Source organism: Ammoniphilus sp. CFH 90114 (genome assembly GCF_004123195.1).
Lineage (GTDB): Bacteria > Bacillota > Bacilli > Aneurinibacillales > RAOX-1 > YIM-78166.
This window is the reverse complement of the sequence record NZ_SDLI01000005.1, coordinates 78,505-97,275: the sequence shown is the minus strand read 5'-3', so window position 1 is coordinate 97,275 and position 18,771 is coordinate 78,505. Positions and strand designations below refer to the sequence as shown.

Below are 18,771 nucleotides of genomic sequence, written 5' to 3'. Positions count from 1 at the left end.
TCCTTTTCAACCTATTAGACCCTTTGAATGGGATTATGGTTCCATTATTTAAAAATTTTTCTATTCATTGCAATTCCCCTCCATGGTAAAGGAAAGGGCTCGCGTGCAACCTTTTCTTCCATGGAACGTCTATTATGGCGGGAAAAGGAGGCAGATTTATGAAAAAACAAAGTTTAATTATTCTACTTTCTGTCATGTTGGGAACAACGGCGGCGGATTCGATCTATGCCGCAGACGAAATTTCGTATACGAGTAAACCCATCCAGCAATGGTCCTATCAAATTCAAGGCTCTTATAGTCAACATATACAGACGCTGGCATTTGGACCGGATGGAACAATCTATGCCGGTACCTTGGGAAGCCCTGCAAAGACGGTAGATGATGGGGAATTGTATGCACTGCAACCGAATGGGAAAGTGAAGTGGAGCTTGCACTTAGGTCCTAATTGGACCACACCTACCATTGGCAAAGACGGTACAATTTACACACTCTCTTATGGGGATCTTAAAGCCATTAGTCCTGACGGGAAAATCAAATGGACGTACCAAGGCGGAGAATTTGGATTGGAAATGGCTCGTCCAACAGTGGGGTCTGATAACACGATCTACGTTGTACGAAGAGAAAATACCTTCCAGTCCCTTGTTGCCCTGACACCTGACGGCAAGGAAAAGTGGAAGGCAACACCTGAAGATGCGCATATGGGCTATATCACTACGCCTGTTCTTGGAAAGGACGGCACTTTATATGGCGGGATCAATGGACAAGGCAAGAAAAGCATCTATGCCTTGAACCCCGATGGTACAACAAAATGGTCCTTCACAGGAGAAGGGCCAACCCATAAATTTTTAAGCGGTATTAGTCTTCCAGCCATTGGCGAAGATGGAACCCTCTACGTGGGGATGAGTGATGGATATGTCTATGCCCTTGGGGAAGATGGCAAGGCCATATGGTCCTACCAAACAAACCAAATCCAGCATACGGCACCCGTTTTTGACACGGAAGGAAATCTCTATCTTGTAGGAGCAGAAATGGGGGGGAAAGAAGAGATTCTGTATTCCATAACCCCTGAAGGGAAACTGCGGTGGTCGACGGCAAACAAGCTTGAAGTTAGAGGTTTTAACGGTGTGACCCTTCATGACCAATCGATTTACATACAAGGACAAGATGGGAAAATCATCAGGCTTACGTTGGATGGCAATGTCTCCGAGGATCAGGCAGCTCCCCAAGGTACCATCGGTGGCTTAACGTTTCATGAGGACGGATTTCTCCTTAGTGGAGATAACAAGCTAACCTATTACGCCAACCGATTCACGGACATTCCCAACACGCATTGGATTTTCCGTAATGGCACTATCCAATGGGCAGCTAAAACCGAAGTCTCCGAGGGATATCCAGACGGCAGGTTCCAACCGGAAAAAGCGGTTACGGAAGCCGAGTTTATCACGCTATTCATTCACTCCTATGAAGAGGAAAATGGCTTTCAACTGAATCCCATGCCGGGCGCAGCTTGGAATGAACCGTTCTACAAGGTCTTAGAGGACATGTTATGGAATGTTCCTGGACTCACAACCCTCTCACAACGCAGCCAGCCCATGACAAGAGGCGCCGTTGCAGTTTTAGTAGCGGAGGCGGTTTCCGGCAAAAAGATGAGTGAACAAGAAGCCGTGATGTACCTCCTAAACCATAAGCTGGCTTCAGGCAGAACCGCAGAAGCAAGCATCGACAGCTATGTCCCAAAAGGCACCCTTACTAGGGCTGAAGCGATTCAGTTCATTCGAAATGTAAAAGAAAAAGGTATTGTTCAATTGAAGAAAGTAGAAGAATAAAGAAAAAATAAATGCTTGTTCACGATGATCTTGAGCAAGCATTTATCCACCCTAAAATACAGACGTCCAAAGCGCCATTATCCCCTCTGTTCCGATCCATCCGATAAAAACAAAATAGAGAATACTGGTAACAAAAAACGTATGGCCGATGAACACAAGCAAACCGTCCCGTTCCAAAATGCCAATGCTTAATAGTAAGACTGCATAGGCCGGAAACGCATTGGTTAATGGAATTGGAATCGGAACGGTTAATAAGATACCACTAAGCATCATGACTGCTATATGACATTGACGAATAAGCGGTGATTTGAACCAGGATATCCAACGTGGCTTTATTTTTTCTTCCATCCTCATAATCCAAGGAAGGCTTTTGTTCTGCAATTTCACGATGGAAGCAGAGGATAATTGAATGTTTCCGAACTTCCTTGGAATTGAGACAGGTCGTTGAAGAAGGAGCTGCCACGAGACAAGAGCAATCAGAATGCCAAAGGGTGTGCTAGTGCCTGGAATGGACACCCCAAACAAAAAAGGGATGGTTAGGAAGGCAAGTCCAACTAGAATCCCCTGTTGCCCTAGATCATGAAGAAATTTCCCCAAGGTAATCCCATGAGATGGAACCGAAAGGTTCTTTAGCGTTTTCGAGAAGGAAGTTGATGTTTTCACTTGGTAAGTTCTCCATTTCAGAAAAAGTCTTTTCATGAATAACTGAGTTTAAAGGAATAGTAAGGCTAAAGGAAACCGAAAGGAGTCGTCTACATTGGATGTTGCACTCTTGTTGGAATACGGCTGGGTTTTACTTGTTCTTATTGCTTTAGAAGGAATCCTAGCTGCTGATAATGCTTTAGTTATTGCTATTATGGTCAAACATTTGCCTGAAACGGAGAGAAAAAAGGCTTTATTTTACGGTTTAGCTGGAGCCTTTGTGTTCCGATTCGGGTCACTATTTCTCATCTCTTTTTTAGTGGATGTCTGGCAGGTTCAAGCCATAGGAGCTTTATACCTCATATTTATCAGTCTTAATCACATGTTCAAAAAGTTCGTTTTGCGTAAAGGTGAAAATAAAGATACAGGCAATGTCAAACAGGGGTCTGGGTTTTGGACAACGGTACTCAAGGTGGAACTGGCTGACTTAGCCTTCGCCGTGGATGCTATTTTAGCCGCCGTAGCTTTTGCTGTCACGCTTCCTGAAACACCCCTCCCCCCTATTGGTGGTTTGGACGGAGGACAATTCCTTGTCATCCTTGCAGGTGGAATCATAGGTCTAGTGATTATGAGATTCGCTGCCAATTATTTTGTAGGCTTACTTCAGAAAAGGCCTGGACTTGAAACAGCCGCCTTTACGATTGTAGGTTGGGTTGGGGTCAAGCTTACCGTCTATACCCTCTCACATCCTGACTTAGCTTATTTACCTGTTGGTTTCCCCAAAACGACAGCGTGGAAGCTCACTTTCTGGTCGGTTCTTATACTCATAGCCGTTTCAGGTTGGTTCTTATCTAAGCAGAAAGAACCTGGAAATCCTGGAGATCCAGGAGGTTCTGGTGAGCCTAAGCCATTCTCATCCAAAAAACAAGAAAAAGCCAAATAATGTTTAAGACTAAGCATAAGCGTGGTTTTACCATGCTTGTGCTTAAATCCAATAGCAGCTGGTAAAAATAAAAAATGACCTCTACCATGGTTAGATAAAGGTCATTAAATAGAAGTAACCTTCATCCATTCCGAATGGTAAGGTCTCGCTAACAACATCATGTTGCCAACAAAGCCGAGGGATCACCCTGTAATGACGACTTTGCTGTACCAGCTACTCCCCTTAAGAGGATTATTCAACTGAAGACAATATAGCATTCTCATGAACTAACAGTCAATCACTAATTATTAGTGTTTTTACAACTAATGTCATAAGATCATACTCATACCTTCCCACCATCTTGGAAGGTCGTTGCGGCAGCCCTTCGATGATAGGCAAGCCGTATGAACCATCCATGACCCGAAGGGAAACCGGTTCTGTCCCTTCCAGCTTTAGCTTTAAACGGATGCCTTCAACCGGTACATGGTAGTATCGCATTCTCCAGTTCCAAATCTCTTCTTCAGCTTCACGATCATCGGGGAATTGTCCTTGTATTTCGCTCTCAAGCACCTTTGTATTTAACACTTCCATCATCAAGTAGTCCTGAGCTTTTCTACCCGACTGAATCCGTAACTCAAGCTCGCGGAAGTCTGTATGCTTTTCATTTTTCAATACTATAATATCCGGTTCATGAAGTCGTGGATTGACGTTCGTTTGATCTGCCCACACCATCTGTTTTGTCCCATTAAAGATAATGAGATCGTTGAGATTTTTCTGTATAGGGGTAGGAAGGTACATACTGGTCCACGAATCTGGCTGTGTTTTTGTCACCCAATAAGATTCATTTTGATCTGCATGCTGTACAAAAAACAAGTTATTTCTCTCAGGAAGTTCCGAATTTGTCTTTGCGATAAACTGAAAATATCCTAATATAGATAAACCAAGAAGGAAAGATCCCAGTGCTACACTCCTATATCCCCCTTTTATTACAAAGTTGAGAGATGGAAGAATCCAAAAGCCTACCAAACTACACCCGATCGCCCCAATATAGGGGATAAAACCAATCGGCAAGAATACAAACAATAAAAATAGCAACGGAGTGAAAAATAACAGGATCAGCACCGATGAAGCTGTATGTACAATCGGGAAGCACTCCAACGCCTTTTTTGAAGCAAGTGAGCCCAGGTAAAATACGTAATGAATAAAAAAAGGCCAAATCATTAAATAACTTGCTCCAGGCAAGTAGATATAAATTCCCCAAATCAGGATCAGGTTCATCAGTAAAACAGCAGGATACACGTGATCTAGATTTACCCAACGGCTCATCACACGAAGGAGGAGAATAAATAAGGATAAACCTATAAGCAAATGAGCAAAAGAAATCGTATACGGCTGGTATCGAAACAGTTCATCAGTCCAAAATACATCCGCTAGTTTCCAAGTCCCGAATAGCATTCCTACCAGGATCAGAAGTGTCGTTGGAATAAATAGAAAGGCTAATCCTAGCTGTTTCAATACGAGCTTCCTAGCCTTCACTCTCCAAGCCACAGCTGAGAGAATGAGGGCAGAAACCAGGATATTCAACGGCAAAATCCATGATGTGGAATAATGAATCAGGATGCCAAAGAGGTTAAAGAATACCTTATCGCTCTGGCCAGGCTCAGATAGGTCAGCTTGTCCAAATTGTAAAACTAAATTGTAGACATTTTCTCCATGGTGCTGAACTGTCTTTAAATCGATATGTTCTAGATTATCCAGAGGAGAATGATAAGCATAGCGGCCATCTCCATAGGCAAAATTTAGTCCCGTCTTTCCGTACTCCTTAGCAATGGTGAAGTCCGTATCGTTGGTCATTAATTCATAAAAATCGCTCATGCTGGAATTCGACACAGGGTGTGAGGCCGCTTTAGAGAAATTTTCAATTAACCATCCATTGTTTGCCCCTGTTTCAAACATTAAGGAGGACCCTTTAGAACCCCGAGCTTCATAATTTAATACCATGCTGACATCCTTTGCCCATGGATGTTCCTTCCAAAAAGCTCTAGCTCCAAACAGCCCCAATTCTTCTCCATCTGTAAAAAGAAAAATCACATCATTCTTTAGCTTTTCATGTTCCTTTAGTGCTCGCAAGGTTTCCAGCATGGCTGCCACGGCAACCCCATCATCGTTTGCACCAGGGCTTCCAGCCTCTGAGTCATAGTGTGCCATGACAAGTACCGCGTGGGATGGTGTTGATCCTGGAACCCGAACAAGCACATTGTGAATTGTGGCAGCTGTGATTAAATTTCGATTTTTCTCAGAAACCGAAACTTCAGCTGTTTGCACCTCAGGTTCATACCCTAGGTCTTTGCTTACTTTCATTATGTATTCTCTGACTCTCTCATTGCCCTTAGAACCGGTTGGATGAGGTTCGTAAGCGATATGTTTCAGATAGGAGTATGCCCTATGAGCTGAGTAGGATTGAAGATTTTCTTGCTGATCCTTTAGGCTTGGCGGACCTATCTCCCATAAAGAATATGAAGCGACAATCATTAATAGTAAGACAACAATCGTGCGATTAAGAACATCTCTCATAGATAAAGCCTCATTTCGTTAACTCCCATCCCAATGAGTTTAACACCGAAGAAAGGGTATCTTCATTAACAGCAGGACGATAGAAATAGAGGTCATAGACTGCCGTTTGATTCGGTGGATAAAAGTAGTAATGCAGCTCCTCTTTATGCTGACTGCCCTCTATAGGGGTCATCCTCACTTTCCAAACCGGGAAGGTATACGCGGTCATGGCTTCTTTGGATAGAATTCTTGGTTCCTGATTGACCAACACCGTCTCCGGAAAGTCAGGGTAAGGGACTTCTGCCCCTTCCTTCATATGTACCAAGCGATCGATTCCCCCTACCACTCCTTGCTTAGAGGAGAAGACATAACTTTGTCCATCATGGAACGGAGAGACCTCCCACTCTGTTGGCACGGATAGGGAATAAACATCTCCTTCGACTTTCTTTTCTTTGGTATCCATGAGAAAGCTTTGAATAATGGAGGGAATTTGATTGGCTAAAATTATGTACTGTTCCCTCTCTCCCCCTTCTAAGGCCACGTCTAAGGGGGTCAAATAAGAATAGACCTTGCCTTGATCGGTGGTGATTTCCTTGAACTGCTCCCATCCCGAACCTTCCGTTCTAAGCCGTTTCCATTCTTCTTGGGTCATAACCTCAATGCTAAATAAGAGCTGATACATATTGGGCTGAGTAGATGGGTAGATAAAACGGGTGGCATGGTCGGATTCCTCAATCTTCACATTCGCCCATTCCTTTGGAAGCTCCAACCGATACTGTTCCGTTGGATGGACATAAGTTTTTATTGTGTCAGTTTGAACATTACTTACTGGTTTATTTTCAATTACTTTTGTTTGATTGGCTTGGCAACCCACAAGCGTAATGAATAGGATATGACTTGCTACAATGGCTTTCCACAAATGCACAATACAATCCCCTTCCCTTTTCCTTATTCTCTTCTATATTGGACGATATTTCCTCGTTTTTGTTTCCAATTCTAGATAAAAACCTTCTATACCTATCATTACAGCGGTCCCCACCTTCGAATCTCAACCGTTTTTACTATTGAAAAAATAAATCTATTTCCCAATTTACGAAACCTCCATGCTCTGATAAAATCTTATCATTAGATTCATATCTAACTTATTCTTCGTGTTTTTCCTTCCCTTTGAATCGGAAATATGGTTGTTTCATCAGCGACCAGATTCTTCCCTTTTTTTTGCAGCAGTAAAATCGACTTACAGTATTAAGAAGTTAATACTTTGGAATCCTAGTTTTAATACTATTCTTGAGGTGGTATAAACCAATGGTACTTAAAAACTTCATACAGGATAAAGAACTGATCCCAGCCGTCACCGAACCCTACAGTTTGCAAGCTCCCATCATGGGCACGGAGGCTATTGCGTTGCCGGTGAAGGAGCCCACGATCTTTAACCACATAGGAAATAAGATAAAAACGGAAGATCGTGAAATCAGCATCATTACGAGAATAGAGGAACCTCTTATCGTCCTTTTAGGAAATGTTTTAAGTGATGAAGAATGTGATGAGCTCATTCGACTGTCACAAGCAAGAGTGGATCGTTCAAAAATTGGGACTACACGAGATGTGAATGAATTAAGAACGAGCCGTAGTATGTTTTTTCAAGAAGGCGAAAATGAGCTCGTTGCTAGAATTGAAAAGCGAATCTCCTCTATCATGAATATTCCGGTTGAGCATGGGGAAGGGCTGCAAGTTCTTAATTATCAAAAGGGTCAGGAGTATAAAGCTCATTTTGATTTCTTCTCCTCCACCCATAAATCAGCCAATAATCCTAGAATCAGCACACTCGTCATGTACTTGAATGATGTGGAGCATGGCGGAGAGACCTTTTTTCCCAAACTGAATTTTTCCGTATATCCGCATAAAGGGATGGCCGTGTATTTTGAATACTTCTATCAGGACGAGACGTTAAATGATTTAACTTTGCATGGGGGCGCACCCGTGATCATCGGAGAAAAGTGGGCTGCCACGCAATGGATGAGAAGACAAAAATTATTCTAAACGGATGCAAACGCAAGAGCTCTCTTGCGTTTTTTCGTGTTCCTCCCTTCGACATCTCTAGTGATTAAGTTAGTATTTCCATCCTACTAGAATCATGGTAAATTATAACTAGATTTGTCAAAAAAGGTAGAAATTTTTTATGCAAAGGGAGATGTTATGGGCAATTTTCCTACCAAATCTTTAGCTTTGGCCTTCATTTTATTGTTTAGTCTAGTAAATCATTCTGTTGCTGAAATGGAAGACCCGAGTAAAACGAGATCCCATCATGCTCATCATCATCAAGAAGAGCCATCCGATCCAGAATACGAGAAGAAACTAAGGACCCAGACTGAAGCGATCCGTTCCATCGTAGAAAGGATGAACAGCCAGAATAGTCAGGATAGCCCTAATGGGATGATGAGTTTCATGAACATCCCGCAACTCCATACGGACTACATTGCCTTGGCCCTCATTGAATTTCCGGATGTTGCACATAATCAATTGTCGGATCCTTTCTATCGCTTTCAAACGGATTTCTCGCCAGAGCACTATGAACGCATGCTGTTTAATCAAGAGGGCTACGTCACGCCTGAAGGAACAGCGATTACAACGATGGCTCAATATTTCTATGAACAATCTGGAGGAACTTGGACGGTCGATGGGGAATCCACGCCCTGGATACAGTCCGTCCATGAATCCGTTTATTATGGTGAAAACAGCAATTCAATGTACGATGTTCATGACCGCGAACTTGTAGCGGAAACGCTAGACCATGTTGGTACCATGATCCAGGGCAAAGAGCACTTATACGACCAACGGGATCCATACGATTCGGACGGAGATGGAGATCTGTACGAGCCGGACGGAATGCTCGATAATCTCATGGTCGTTTATGCAGGTGAATCGGAAAATACGTTAGACGAACCGGATCTGATCTGGCCGAAGAAGTCTCACCTTGAGGGACCCACTCGAATCCCCGGAACCAGCCTTCTTGCCTATGACTTCACGCTGCAGTCAGAGTTTTCCGGAACAGGTCTCTTCGCTCATGAGTACAGCCATAACCTCGGACTACCCGATCTATACGATACCACCTCATTTGGATCTCGAGGATTAATCGGTACACCGGTTGGCGCCTGGTCCCTAATGGATGAAGGAGGTCGCATGGGAATGCCTGTCGAAACACTGCCCACCGGTTTCGATCCGTGGAGCAAGATGTTTCTTCAGACGGTGTATGGCGGCCGGTGGATTGAGCCAATCGAATTGGATTATGATCAATTGGACTCGGCTCAACCTGTCCTGTTAACAGAGGCAACGGATTTTGACCCACATGGCAAGCTCCTGAAGATCAACCTGCCAGATCAAGAGATTGAACGTTCCGTTCAACCGTTAGGTACCTTTTCCTATTATACAGGGAAAGAAAACCTTATGAGTCTGCAGCTTACATCCGACGTCATCGACTTAACGCCATCCGAGAACGTGACTCTTCACTTCGATTCCTTCCGTTGGATTGAGGAAGGATATGATTTCTTTACCGTCAGTGTGATCGATGAGGTGTATAGGGAAGGAGTGGAGATCGCCTCCTTTAGCGACCGGACATCTGATTGGGAGCATCAGGAGCTGGACTTAAGCGCGTTTGCGGGCAGACCGATCCAGCTTCACTTTGCTTATAAAACCGATCAGTACGTAGTGGAAGAAGGGGTCTTTCTGGATGAAATTAAAGTTGTTGCGGATGGGCAGACGATATTTTACGACAATGTCGAATCCGATCCGAAGTTTCAAAACGATGGCTTTGCCCTTTACGATGGGACGGGAGACTTATTCCCCCATTATTATTTAATCGAGTTGCGATCCCATCGGGGCGTAGATCAGGGGTTGCAGCATGTTTACGAGATCGAATACGAACCTGGCATGCTTATCTGGTATTACGATGGCCGATTTAAGAATAACCGAACCAGCCTCCATCCAGGTTATGGCATGATAGGGGTTGTGGATGCTCGGACGCAAGTCCTCGTCTACAGTGAAGAAGATCCAACACCGATGGGAAGTCTAACCCAAGTCCGAGATGCTACATTTGGTCTGAAGGAAACAGCGCCTAGCGACTACTATCCTACCCTTGCGGGTGTTCCGATTTTTTACGATCGGAATGACTATTCGATCCCGGACCTCCCTGAAGCAGGGAAAATCTTACCGAAGCTTGGACTTCAAGTACAGGTTCATTCGATAGCCGATGATTACTCCAAGATGGAGATTGAGGTTTCGAAAAGCGAGCAAGCTGGAAGCGAGCTTGCCTATCTTCTCCCAGCGAGCAAGTATGTCACCTTAGCCGTCGGAGAAGCTCATTCTGCCGTTACGGAGGCAGTCTACTTCAATGGTAGCCGAGAGTTCGTCACGGATCAAGTGACCTATTCGAGCTCTCATCCGGAGATCGTGAGCGTTGCAGGACAAGGGATTTTTCAAGCTCACCAGGCAGGGAATGCGGTTATTCTAGCATCCTATGAGGGAAAGACGGCAGAAATTCATGTAACGGTATTAGAGGAAGATGCACCGGCTGAACCCGTGATCACTTCCATTGGGCTAGATCATCCGTTCTATCAATTGGTTGTCGGTGATACCCACCAGGCCGTTGTCACCGCGGTTTACTCGGACGGGAAAACGGAAGATATCACGGCTAGAGCCGAATTCCGTTCCTTGAACCCGAGCGTAGCGGAAGTCACGGCGGATGGCCTAATCACGGCCAAGTCCGTTGGAAGTACGATCCTTCAGGTTGCCAGCGGAGAGCATCAAGCGGAAGCGGAAGTTGCTGTAGTCATCGATGAATGCTTTATTGCTACCGCTGCATTTGGCAGTAAGTTTCAGCCGGAAGTTGCTTTACTAAGACTCTTCCGTGATCAATACCTCTTGCAATCTAGTGTGGGAAAAGCTTTTGTTGAACTCTACTACACGTATTCTCCTCCGATCGCGCAATTCATTGCCAATAGTGAAATCCTGAAGCTGTTGGTACGACTAGTCCTCATGCCCGTAGTGACTATCGTTTACGTGGTGATGAATCCGGTTTGGTTGCTTGCCGGGATGCTTGCCTGGTTTACGTGGAGTTGGAGAAGAAAAATCGTATAATCCAAAGGAAATAGACCACAGAGTTGCCAGCTCATGTGGTCTATTGTTGTTTGCAACCATTTAGCTCTAGGCTTATTGCATCATTCTATAGTCGGCGATCCTTTGGTTTGTCGGAGTTGGCTGCAACATTCCCATTTGTGCTGTATTAGCCGTTACGTAGCTATGCGCAACCGTGTTAGTAGTCATCTCGTTCATCGTAGGGACTTGATAGTAGCCTCTATGGTTCATATACTGCCATACTTCGTACGCCTGCTCCCCACAGTTCGCTGCTCCTTGCTGAATCATCCGACGAATCTGAGGGTCGGCACACTCCAAGTAAGCTGTAGTCTTTTTGCAAGCAGACGATTTATGAAAGCCAAGCATCCCACTCGCCACGTCACGGTCATCCATATCCGTGATCCCTGTATTTGGAGTTTGGCTTCTTGTCCAAATGAGACTTCGTATTCTGACTGAATCAAGCTGGGTTGCGCCCGAGCTGTCAGAATCAGGCTCGGATTCTGACTCGATTTAGCTGGTTTACGCTTGAGCTGTCAGAATCAGGCTCGGATTCTGACTCGATTTAGCTGGTTTACGCTTGAGCTGTCAGAATCAGGCTCGGATTCTGACTCGATTTAGCTGGTTTACGCTTGAGCTGTCAGAATGAGGCTCGGATTCTGACTCGATCTAGCTGGTTTACGCTTGCTCTGTCTGAATAAAGTATTCTGACTCGATCCAACTGTTTTGCGCTTGACCTATAACAACGAAAAAAGGAGCCAAAATAGTAGTTTGGCTCCTTAACTATCTGTTCTCCTAAATAAGTCCCCTACTTAGGAAGGATGTTCCCATGGTAAAAGGTACTGGTCCCAAGGGCCATGACGGCTTATCCTCAATGAAGTCTTGTACGGTTCATCCCTATTTTTCTCACAAGCAATACCTAAACAACTTACTTCACATAATTACGAAGCTTACCAATCTTCTCCACTTCGACAACGACCACATCTCCCGACTTCATAGGACAGCTCCCTGAAGGCGAACCGGTAGCTAAAATATCCCCTGGTTCTAGGGTCATGACCTGGGAAATCCAACTGATCAGGAATGGGATGGAAAGCGACATCTGATTCGTGTTTCCATCTTGTACGACTTTTCCGTTCAAAGTAGTAACAATTCTTAAATTTGTCGGATCAACACCGGTCACAATCCATGGACCAAGAGGTCCAAATGTATCAAATCCTTTGGCACGTGTAAATTGAGGATCTGTTTTCGTGAGGTCTCTCGCCGTGACATCATTAAAGATCGTGCAGCCAAAAATGTAATCGAGAGCCTCTTCTTCTTTAATATTCTTTCCGCGTTTCCCAATAACAAGAGCCACTTCTCCTTCCAACTCTACCTGATTGGTTAAATTACTAGGAGGAAGCAGAATATCCCCCTCATTGGGAATGAGAGAAGACGCAGGCTTTAAAAACAAGAAAGGTTCTTTCAGATTGGGCTTTCCCCCTGTTTCCTTCGCGTGTTCCGCATAGGTCCAGCCAAAATTAATGATTTTAGAAGGCTTGACAGGCTCTAGGATCTTCACATCGCTGTATTTTACTTTTACCCCGTCATATTTCAGTTCTTGACGGAGAACGTCTGTAAAATTACTCGATAACTGCGATATGACATCATCCTCTACAGTCCCGTAATAGGCCTCACCCATTTGATTTTGATAGCGAACGATTTTTTGCGTTTTTTGAAGGACTTGCATGTCTATCCACTCCTTATCTATATCTTAAATAAAACTATATTAACAAAAAATAAGATTAGCATCTATACTTCGATTACCCGAACCTGCTATGACAATCATGATTGCACTCTGTAAAGCACTCTTCCTAGACTTTAATTTTTAAACTATCATTCTAATTATAATTACTTTTAACAGAATTTAAAGCTTACTCAAATACATAGCATAAAAATCATAAACTCTATAAAAATCATAAAATTTATGAAACGGCCCATTTAGAACCTCGCAAACATCGAAGGAACCTCCCCTCTCTGGGTAAGGTTCCAACTGATCTTATAGATGATCTTCTTTGACCGCTGGTTCGAAATCCGCGTCCTCCTGATTATCCCGCACGACCTTTTGCAAAACAAAGGAGCTAAAAATCAAAAACAACCCTGTCACACTATAGTACCCTTTCTCCACTAGCGGAGCGTCCATGTTATAGATCCCGATAAAGAAAAAAGCACAAGCCAAGCTAAACGCAGCCCAAGCTAAAAAGGTAAAAGCAGATGTATTGCGTACACGTTTCTTCATTGTTTCGTTCTCCTCTTTCTAGAGAAATATGATCTAAAAAAAGTGTACCAACGAAGCCAGTTGGCGAAAAGTACCAACAATTCTTGGTACCTCCAGATAACAAGCTATTACTTACGTTTTAGGATAACGTGAAGCACTTTTCTATTGCCGGACACAGGTTCCGCTCATGAAATTGAAGGGTTTTTAGCTCCTTGCGGACTACAGACCTTTATTTTAAGAAATTCGGTCCCAAACCCATCTATTTTCTTCTAATAAGGGATGATGTCTGATTAATCCCGCTAAAAGAAAAGGAAGCCTTCTCGTTCTTTCGAGAAAACTTCCTTCTTTTACATTACTCAATTAACAAACGAGCGATTAAAGACTCTGCTTCATGAACCCTTCCCATCTTAATCAATTCATTGGCGTAGCGCTGAACCATGGCTTCATCGGAATTAAACGAATATTGCAGGTTTCGTACGGAAGCGAGTAGGAGTTCTTGATCTCGGGAGATCCCTAGTGGAGTCAAAGATAATACAGCTAGAGAATCCTCAGTCGAAATAGAAATCTTTGCCTTTCGTTCTAACCGTAATTCCTGAATATATTGGAAAGCATTTGGGATAGCCGATAGGTTGAACGTTTCCTGTACTTCTTTAACCACCCTCGAATGAAGATCCTTTTCTTCTTCCTTGCAAATACTCTCAAGATATGCCTTTTCACTCGAAAACTCATTCAACAAAAGCAGCTCGTCGAAGAAATGTAATGAAAAAAAGTCAGAAAGATTCCGTGAAACCAACTGTACTCTATCACTATCCATCGGTGAAATACGTATCACAGGCGCTTCATCTAAAGCTTTGACAAGACCAAAATCAGTTAATAAGGCGTAATGGATTCCATCCATTCCTGTACTGGCAAACGTAAAAGAATCAACGGGTGTGCAAGAATACCTTTCCTCCTCATTTACATCCAAATTCAGGAAGAAGCCAGCAGCAGAGGTGTTCCGTAGCCATTGTTCATTATATCCCTCACTAACAGAATTGAATTGAATCTGTATCCTTCAATTTTTCAATATAGCCACCACTTTATCCTGCCTGTTCGTTCTGTGCAACGAGGTGAATGGATCAGTTTTCCATCTATGCCTATGACTGCTTGCCCCCGACAGCAAATTATAAAAAAAGCCACCCACAAGGTGATCCTTGTCGGTGGGCTTTATGTAGCTTACATCCCCTTTGTGAAATGCTGAAGCGCGATCAACACTTGATAAAGGTGTTTCCTCATCGCTTGTTCTGCAGCGACCGGGTCACGTTGGGCAACTGCGTCCACAATCATTTGGTGTTCCTCGAGCGTGTTATCTCGATGCCCTCCCGACAAAGCCGTGCGGTATTGAAAACGGACACTCTGGGAGTGTAGGGTGTCTAGTACCTTTGTTGCAATGGCATGGTTTGATATATCAAGGAGCTTTTGATGAAGTCTAGTATTGTCATCTGAATAATTCACGAGATGTTTTTCATTATGATGTCGTTTCATGTCCTCTAAGATGTTCCTTAGCTCAGCGACGTCCTCTTCGGTTGCCTTTTCGGCGGCGTGTCGAACGACTAAGCATTCCAAAGCGATACGTACCTCCAAGATCTCAATGGCTTCCTCTTCTGTCACATAACGAACACGGGCACCCTTATAGCGTTCACGCTCAACTAAGCCCTCTTGTTCTAATCTCGCCAACACCGTTCGGACAGTCGTACGGCCGGTACCATATAATGTAGATAAATCTTTTTCTACAAGATGCTGATTCGGCATCAGAATTCCATTGCATATATCAGCCTTGATTCGACGATAACATTCTTCTTCATTTAGTAGATTTGTTTCGTTTTTGGAAGTCATTTCATTCATCCTAACAATTAATCTATATAATGCTAATGATATCCCGTTTTTACCACTTATACAAGAGCTTACTCAAAAAGAACAGAGGATATCGCATTGGATATCCTCTTTGTTTGAGATTTAAGATTTTCGAACCAAATTATGGGGGTCAATGACGAATTTCTTGGATGCTCCTTGGTCAAATTCAGCATAGGCAGCTGGAGCCTGATCCAAAGAAATGAGGGTGGCGTTTACCGCCTTTGCGATCTGCGCTCTTCCGCTCAGGATAGCCATCATCAAGTCGCGATGGTATTGCATGACAGGAGTTTGCCCGGTCACAAAGGTATGAGCCTTGGCCCAGCCTAGTCCTAACCGAACCTTTAAGGTACCGATCTTAGCATCTTCGTCTACGGCACCCGGATCGCCTGTCACATAAAGTCCCGGAATCCCTAATCGTCCACCTGCTCGGGTGACTTCCATAATCGAATTCAATACGGTCGCCGGTGCCTCGCCAGCTTTTGCCCCATGACCGTGTGCCTCAAAACCAACGCAATCAATCGCGCAATCCACTTCAGGAACGCCCAGGATTTCTGCAATTTGCTCCCCTAGGTTCGGGTACTCTCTTAAGTTTACCGTTTCACAACCGAAGCTTCTTGCTTGGGCAAGCCGTGCACTATTCAAGTCGCCTACAATAACCGTTGCAGCTCCCAATAGTTGAGCAGAATGGGCAGCAGCCAAGCCAACCGGACCAGCACCAGCCACGTACACGGTAGAGCCAGGTCTTACCCCGGCACTCACTGCTCCATGGTAGCCTGTTGGGAAAATATCGGAAAGCATGGTTAAGTCAAGGATTTTTTCCATCGCTTGATCTTTATCCGGAAACTTTAGAAGCTGGAAGTCGGCATAGGGTACCATCACATACTCGGATTGACCTCCTACCCAACCGCCCATATCCACATACCCGTAAGCGGAGCCTGGTCGATCTGGATTCACGTTCTCGCAAATATGAGTGTGTCGTTCCTTGCAGCTCCGGCAGCGACCGCATGCAATGTTGAACGGGACGGAAACCAGGTCGCCTTTCTTAATAAATTCAACATCCCTTCCAACTTCAATCACCTCCCCGGTGATTTCGTGACCCAGCACCAATCCACTTGGAGCCGTCGTGCGACCTCGAACCATATGCTGATCGCTTCCGCAAATGTTCGTCGTCACCACTTTTAGGATGACGCCATGATCACATTTTCGTCCGACGTTTAGCGGATTGACCCCTGGACCATCTCGCAATACCAAATCCGGATAGGCAATATCCTGAATCTTTACTTTCCCTGGCTCTACATAGACAACCGCGCGATTTTCTGCCATTAGCGCTCACTCCTTGTTAATAAATTAAAAATCTTCAGACCTAAATGATTAAGCTGCCGCCCGTAACATCAAGAATGGTCCCCGTTATGTAGCTAGCTTCATCTGAAACAAGGAAGGCAACGGCATTTGCAACTTCTTCCGGTTGTCCAATTCGTCCTAAAGGTGTTCTGAGTGCTGCTTGCCTGCTCAATTCCTCATCCACGCTTTGCGTCATAGGAGTGTCAATCCGCCCAGGAACTACGACATTGACACGAATCCCTAGAGGGCCGTATTCACCAGCCAGTTTTCGACTTAACCCCAGCAGTCCGGACTTGCTTGCTGCATAATGTGCAGAAGTCACGGGGCTGTAAGTTCTTGAGGCTTGAGAACAGATATTTACGATTTGTCCCTTCTGGTTCTCGGTCATCATTTCAAGAGCAACTTGACTGCAGTTAAAGGGACCGTTCAAATTCACCGCTAGGACTCGGTTCCAATCTTCAATTTGGATCTCTCTGAAGGGAATCGGTCCTTTGGGGCCTTTGGGGGAGATTCCTGCATTGTTAACAAGGATATCCACCCTCCCGAATCGATCTCTGATCTTTTGCCCTCCTGCCCGGACCGCCTCCGTGTCAGACACATCCAATGGAAGATTCATTACTTCCACATCGTAATCAGCAGAAAGGCGTTGAGATAACTGCTGCAATTGGTCACTGTTTAAGTCACTAAGAACGACATGGCTGCCTAACTCGGCGAGCTTGCGGCTGATCGCTTGCCCCAGACCCCCAGTCGCTCCGGTTACCCAACTGACCGAACCATGAAGTTTCAGGTTAGTCAACATAAATTACTCCAAGGGCCCGCAGCTTCTCTCGCAAACTATAGATATCTAAGCCCAGTTCACCCTTTGCCAGACGGTCTTTCACGTGATCTTCTCGTTCAATTCGGGCCTTCGAGGCCTGGGCAACGGTTTCCGCTTCCCCTTTCGGCACCACGACAATCCCATCCCGATCTCCGATAATGACATCTCCAGGATTCACGATGACACCTGCACAAACGACAGGGATATTCACGGAACCAGGTGTGGCCTTGACGGTTCCCTTCGAGGAGACCGCTTTCGCCCAGACTGGAAAATCCATTTCCGTCAACTCTGTCGTATCGCGGATACCCGCATCAATAATTAAGCCTTGTACACCGCGGGATCGGGCAGATACGGCAAGTAGCTCACCGAACATCCCATCTGTAGAATCTGAAGTCACCGTCACCACAAGAACATCTCCTGGCTTGCACATCTCAATCGCCGCATGGATCATCAGATTATCCCCCGGATGACAAGAAACCGTCACGGCCGTACCGCAAACTTTCGCCGAATCATAGATGGGGCGAAGGTACGGGCTCATCAAACCCGTACGTCCCATAGCCTCATGAATGGTAGCTGAACCATAAGGCTTCAGCAGCTCAACTGAAGTGTGGCCCGCCCGTTCGATATTTTTTACAATGACATTTCTCATACAAACAATCCCCCAACATGCGGGAACACGCGCTGATACGCCTCTGCATACTTGATCTTGTTGCCTGTGAGGCTAATCGCACTCCCAGAGTTTCGGCCAGCCTGCACACCTCGGCGTTTCGCCAATTCCGAATAATACTCCCATAAGTGCTCTTGTGCATTCATACACTCCATAGCCTTTCTCTTTCGGTCAAATACGGAAGTAATGTCCAATAGTACATCGACTTTGAAGTTGCATTGTTCTGGTTGATGTGGTTCAAACAGGAATACGGACGGGGCACCTAGGATCCCATGCTCCGACTCATACCCTTCGGCTTGGGCCAAGACGCGGCATTCCAGAGCAAATTGCGTGGTACGCTGATGATCAAAATTGTACGGATCTTCAATTGAGTGAGTCAGGATCAATTCCGGCTGATGCTCTCTGAATTCGTTGACAACGGCATCCTGCAATTCTTTCGTCGGGTGGAAGGGATAGTCCCCCGCATCGAAGAATCGAACCTGTGCACCGAGGATCTCGGCTGCTTCTTCCGCTTCCGAACGCCGGACGGTCTTGATCTCATCTAATGTCTTGCCCTGCTTCCACAAGCGGGCAGACTCCCCTCGCTCACCATAGGATAGGCACAAAACACGCACTTGGTATCCCAGATCATGATAAAGTGCAATTGCTCCACCGCATCGCCAGATAAAATCTGCGGAATGCGCACTTACTACGGTAATTGTTTTTTTAGCATTACTCGACATGAACGAA

Annotated in this window: 16 protein-coding genes; 4 read left to right on the top strand and 12 right to left on the bottom strand. The window is 44.9% G+C overall.

Features of this window, described 5'->3' with window-relative positions; genetic code table 11:
* Positions 1–158 precede the first annotated feature (158 nt).
* Complete coding sequence (locus EIZ39_RS12760) at positions 159–1,826, top strand: outer membrane protein assembly factor BamB family protein (protein ID WP_164985077.1); 1,668 nt, start codon at positions 159–161, stop codon at positions 1,824–1,826.
* Between the two features lie 51 nt (positions 1,827–1,877).
* On the opposite strand, the gene EIZ39_RS12755 is transcribed toward EIZ39_RS12760, so the two are convergent.
* Positions 1,878–2,489 carry an exopolysaccharide biosynthesis protein gene (locus EIZ39_RS12755; protein WP_164985076.1) on the bottom strand — a complete coding sequence of 204 codons (612 nt, stop codon included), beginning with the start codon at positions 2,487–2,489 and terminating at the stop codon, positions 1,878–1,880.
* A 94-nt stretch (positions 2,490–2,583) separates the two neighbouring features.
* On the opposite strand from EIZ39_RS12755, the gene EIZ39_RS12750 reads away from it, so the two are divergent.
* Positions 2,584–3,411, top strand: coding sequence for a TerC family protein (locus EIZ39_RS12750; RefSeq protein ID WP_129200371.1), 828 nt, complete (start codon positions 2,584–2,586; stop codon positions 3,409–3,411).
* A gap of 273 nt (positions 3,412–3,684) precedes the next feature.
* Here EIZ39_RS12750 and EIZ39_RS12745 read toward each other — a convergent pair whose 3' ends face one another.
* On the bottom strand, positions 3,685–5,964 hold the full coding sequence (locus tag EIZ39_RS12745; RefSeq protein WP_129200370.1) for a M20/M25/M40 family metallo-hydrolase: 2,280 nt from the start codon (positions 5,962–5,964) through the stop codon (positions 3,685–3,687).
* 10 nt (positions 5,965–5,974) lie between these two features.
* The gene (locus tag EIZ39_RS12740; protein ID WP_129200369.1) at positions 5,975–6,868 is read right to left on the bottom strand and encodes a hypothetical protein; all 894 of its coding nucleotides are present in this window, start codon (positions 6,866–6,868) and stop codon (positions 5,975–5,977) included.
* Between the two features lie 458 nt (positions 6,869–7,326).
* Between EIZ39_RS12740 and EIZ39_RS12735 the strand changes: the two genes are divergently transcribed.
* Positions 7,327–7,983, top strand: coding sequence for a 2OG-Fe(II) oxygenase (locus EIZ39_RS12735; RefSeq protein WP_129200641.1), 657 nt, complete (start codon positions 7,327–7,329; stop codon positions 7,981–7,983).
* Positions 7,984–8,139: 156 nt separating this feature from the next.
* A complete protein-coding gene (locus EIZ39_RS12730; RefSeq protein WP_129200368.1) occupies positions 8,140–11,076 on the top strand; it encodes an immune inhibitor A domain-containing protein in 2,937 nt (978 codons plus the stop codon).
* A 72-nt stretch (positions 11,077–11,148) separates the two neighbouring features.
* Here the strand turns inward: EIZ39_RS12730 and EIZ39_RS12725 are convergent, their stop codons facing one another.
* The 9 genes from EIZ39_RS12725 to EIZ39_RS12685 form a co-directional block, all read right to left on the bottom strand.
* Positions 11,149–11,466: a spore coat protein gene (locus EIZ39_RS12725; RefSeq protein ID WP_129200367.1), complete on the bottom strand. Its 318-nt coding sequence runs from the start codon at positions 11,464–11,466 to the stop codon at positions 11,149–11,151.
* Positions 11,467–11,998: 532 nt separating this feature from the next.
* Positions 11,999–12,796, bottom strand: a complete 798-nt coding sequence (locus EIZ39_RS12720; RefSeq protein WP_129200366.1) for a fumarylacetoacetate hydrolase family protein — start codon at positions 12,794–12,796, stop codon at positions 11,999–12,001.
* Positions 12,797–13,105: 309 nt separating this feature from the next.
* A complete protein-coding gene (locus EIZ39_RS12715; protein WP_129200365.1) occupies positions 13,106–13,345 on the bottom strand; it encodes a YiaA/YiaB family inner membrane protein in 240 nt (79 codons plus the stop codon).
* A 331-nt stretch (positions 13,346–13,676) separates the two neighbouring features.
* A complete protein-coding gene (locus EIZ39_RS12710) occupies positions 13,677–14,291 on the bottom strand; it encodes a hypothetical protein (protein WP_129200364.1) in 615 nt (204 codons plus the stop codon).
* 248 nt (positions 14,292–14,539) lie between these two features.
* Positions 14,540–15,199 (bottom strand): GntR family transcriptional regulator, encoded by a 660-nt coding sequence (locus tag EIZ39_RS12705; RefSeq protein ID WP_129200363.1) that lies wholly within the window; start codon positions 15,197–15,199, stop codon positions 14,540–14,542.
* Positions 15,200–15,319: 120 nt separating this feature from the next.
* A complete protein-coding gene (gene fdhA, locus EIZ39_RS12700) occupies positions 15,320–16,540 on the bottom strand; it encodes a formaldehyde dehydrogenase, glutathione-independent (RefSeq protein WP_129200362.1) in 1,221 nt (406 codons plus the stop codon).
* A gap of 40 nt (positions 16,541–16,580) precedes the next feature.
* Positions 16,581–17,357, bottom strand: coding sequence for an SDR family NAD(P)-dependent oxidoreductase (locus EIZ39_RS12695; RefSeq protein WP_129200361.1), 777 nt, complete (start codon positions 17,355–17,357; stop codon positions 16,581–16,583).
* Entirely contained in the window at positions 17,347–18,024 is a 678-nt protein-coding gene (locus EIZ39_RS12690) for a 4-carboxy-4-hydroxy-2-oxoadipate aldolase/oxaloacetate decarboxylase (RefSeq protein WP_129200360.1), read from the bottom strand. Before EIZ39_RS12690 ends, EIZ39_RS12695 begins: the two co-directional genes overlap by 11 nt.
* A complete protein-coding gene (locus EIZ39_RS12685) occupies positions 18,021–18,764 on the bottom strand; it encodes a PIG-L deacetylase family protein (protein WP_129200359.1) in 744 nt (247 codons plus the stop codon). Before EIZ39_RS12685 ends, EIZ39_RS12690 begins: the two co-directional genes overlap by 4 nt.
* Positions 18,765–18,771 lie beyond the last annotated feature (7 nt).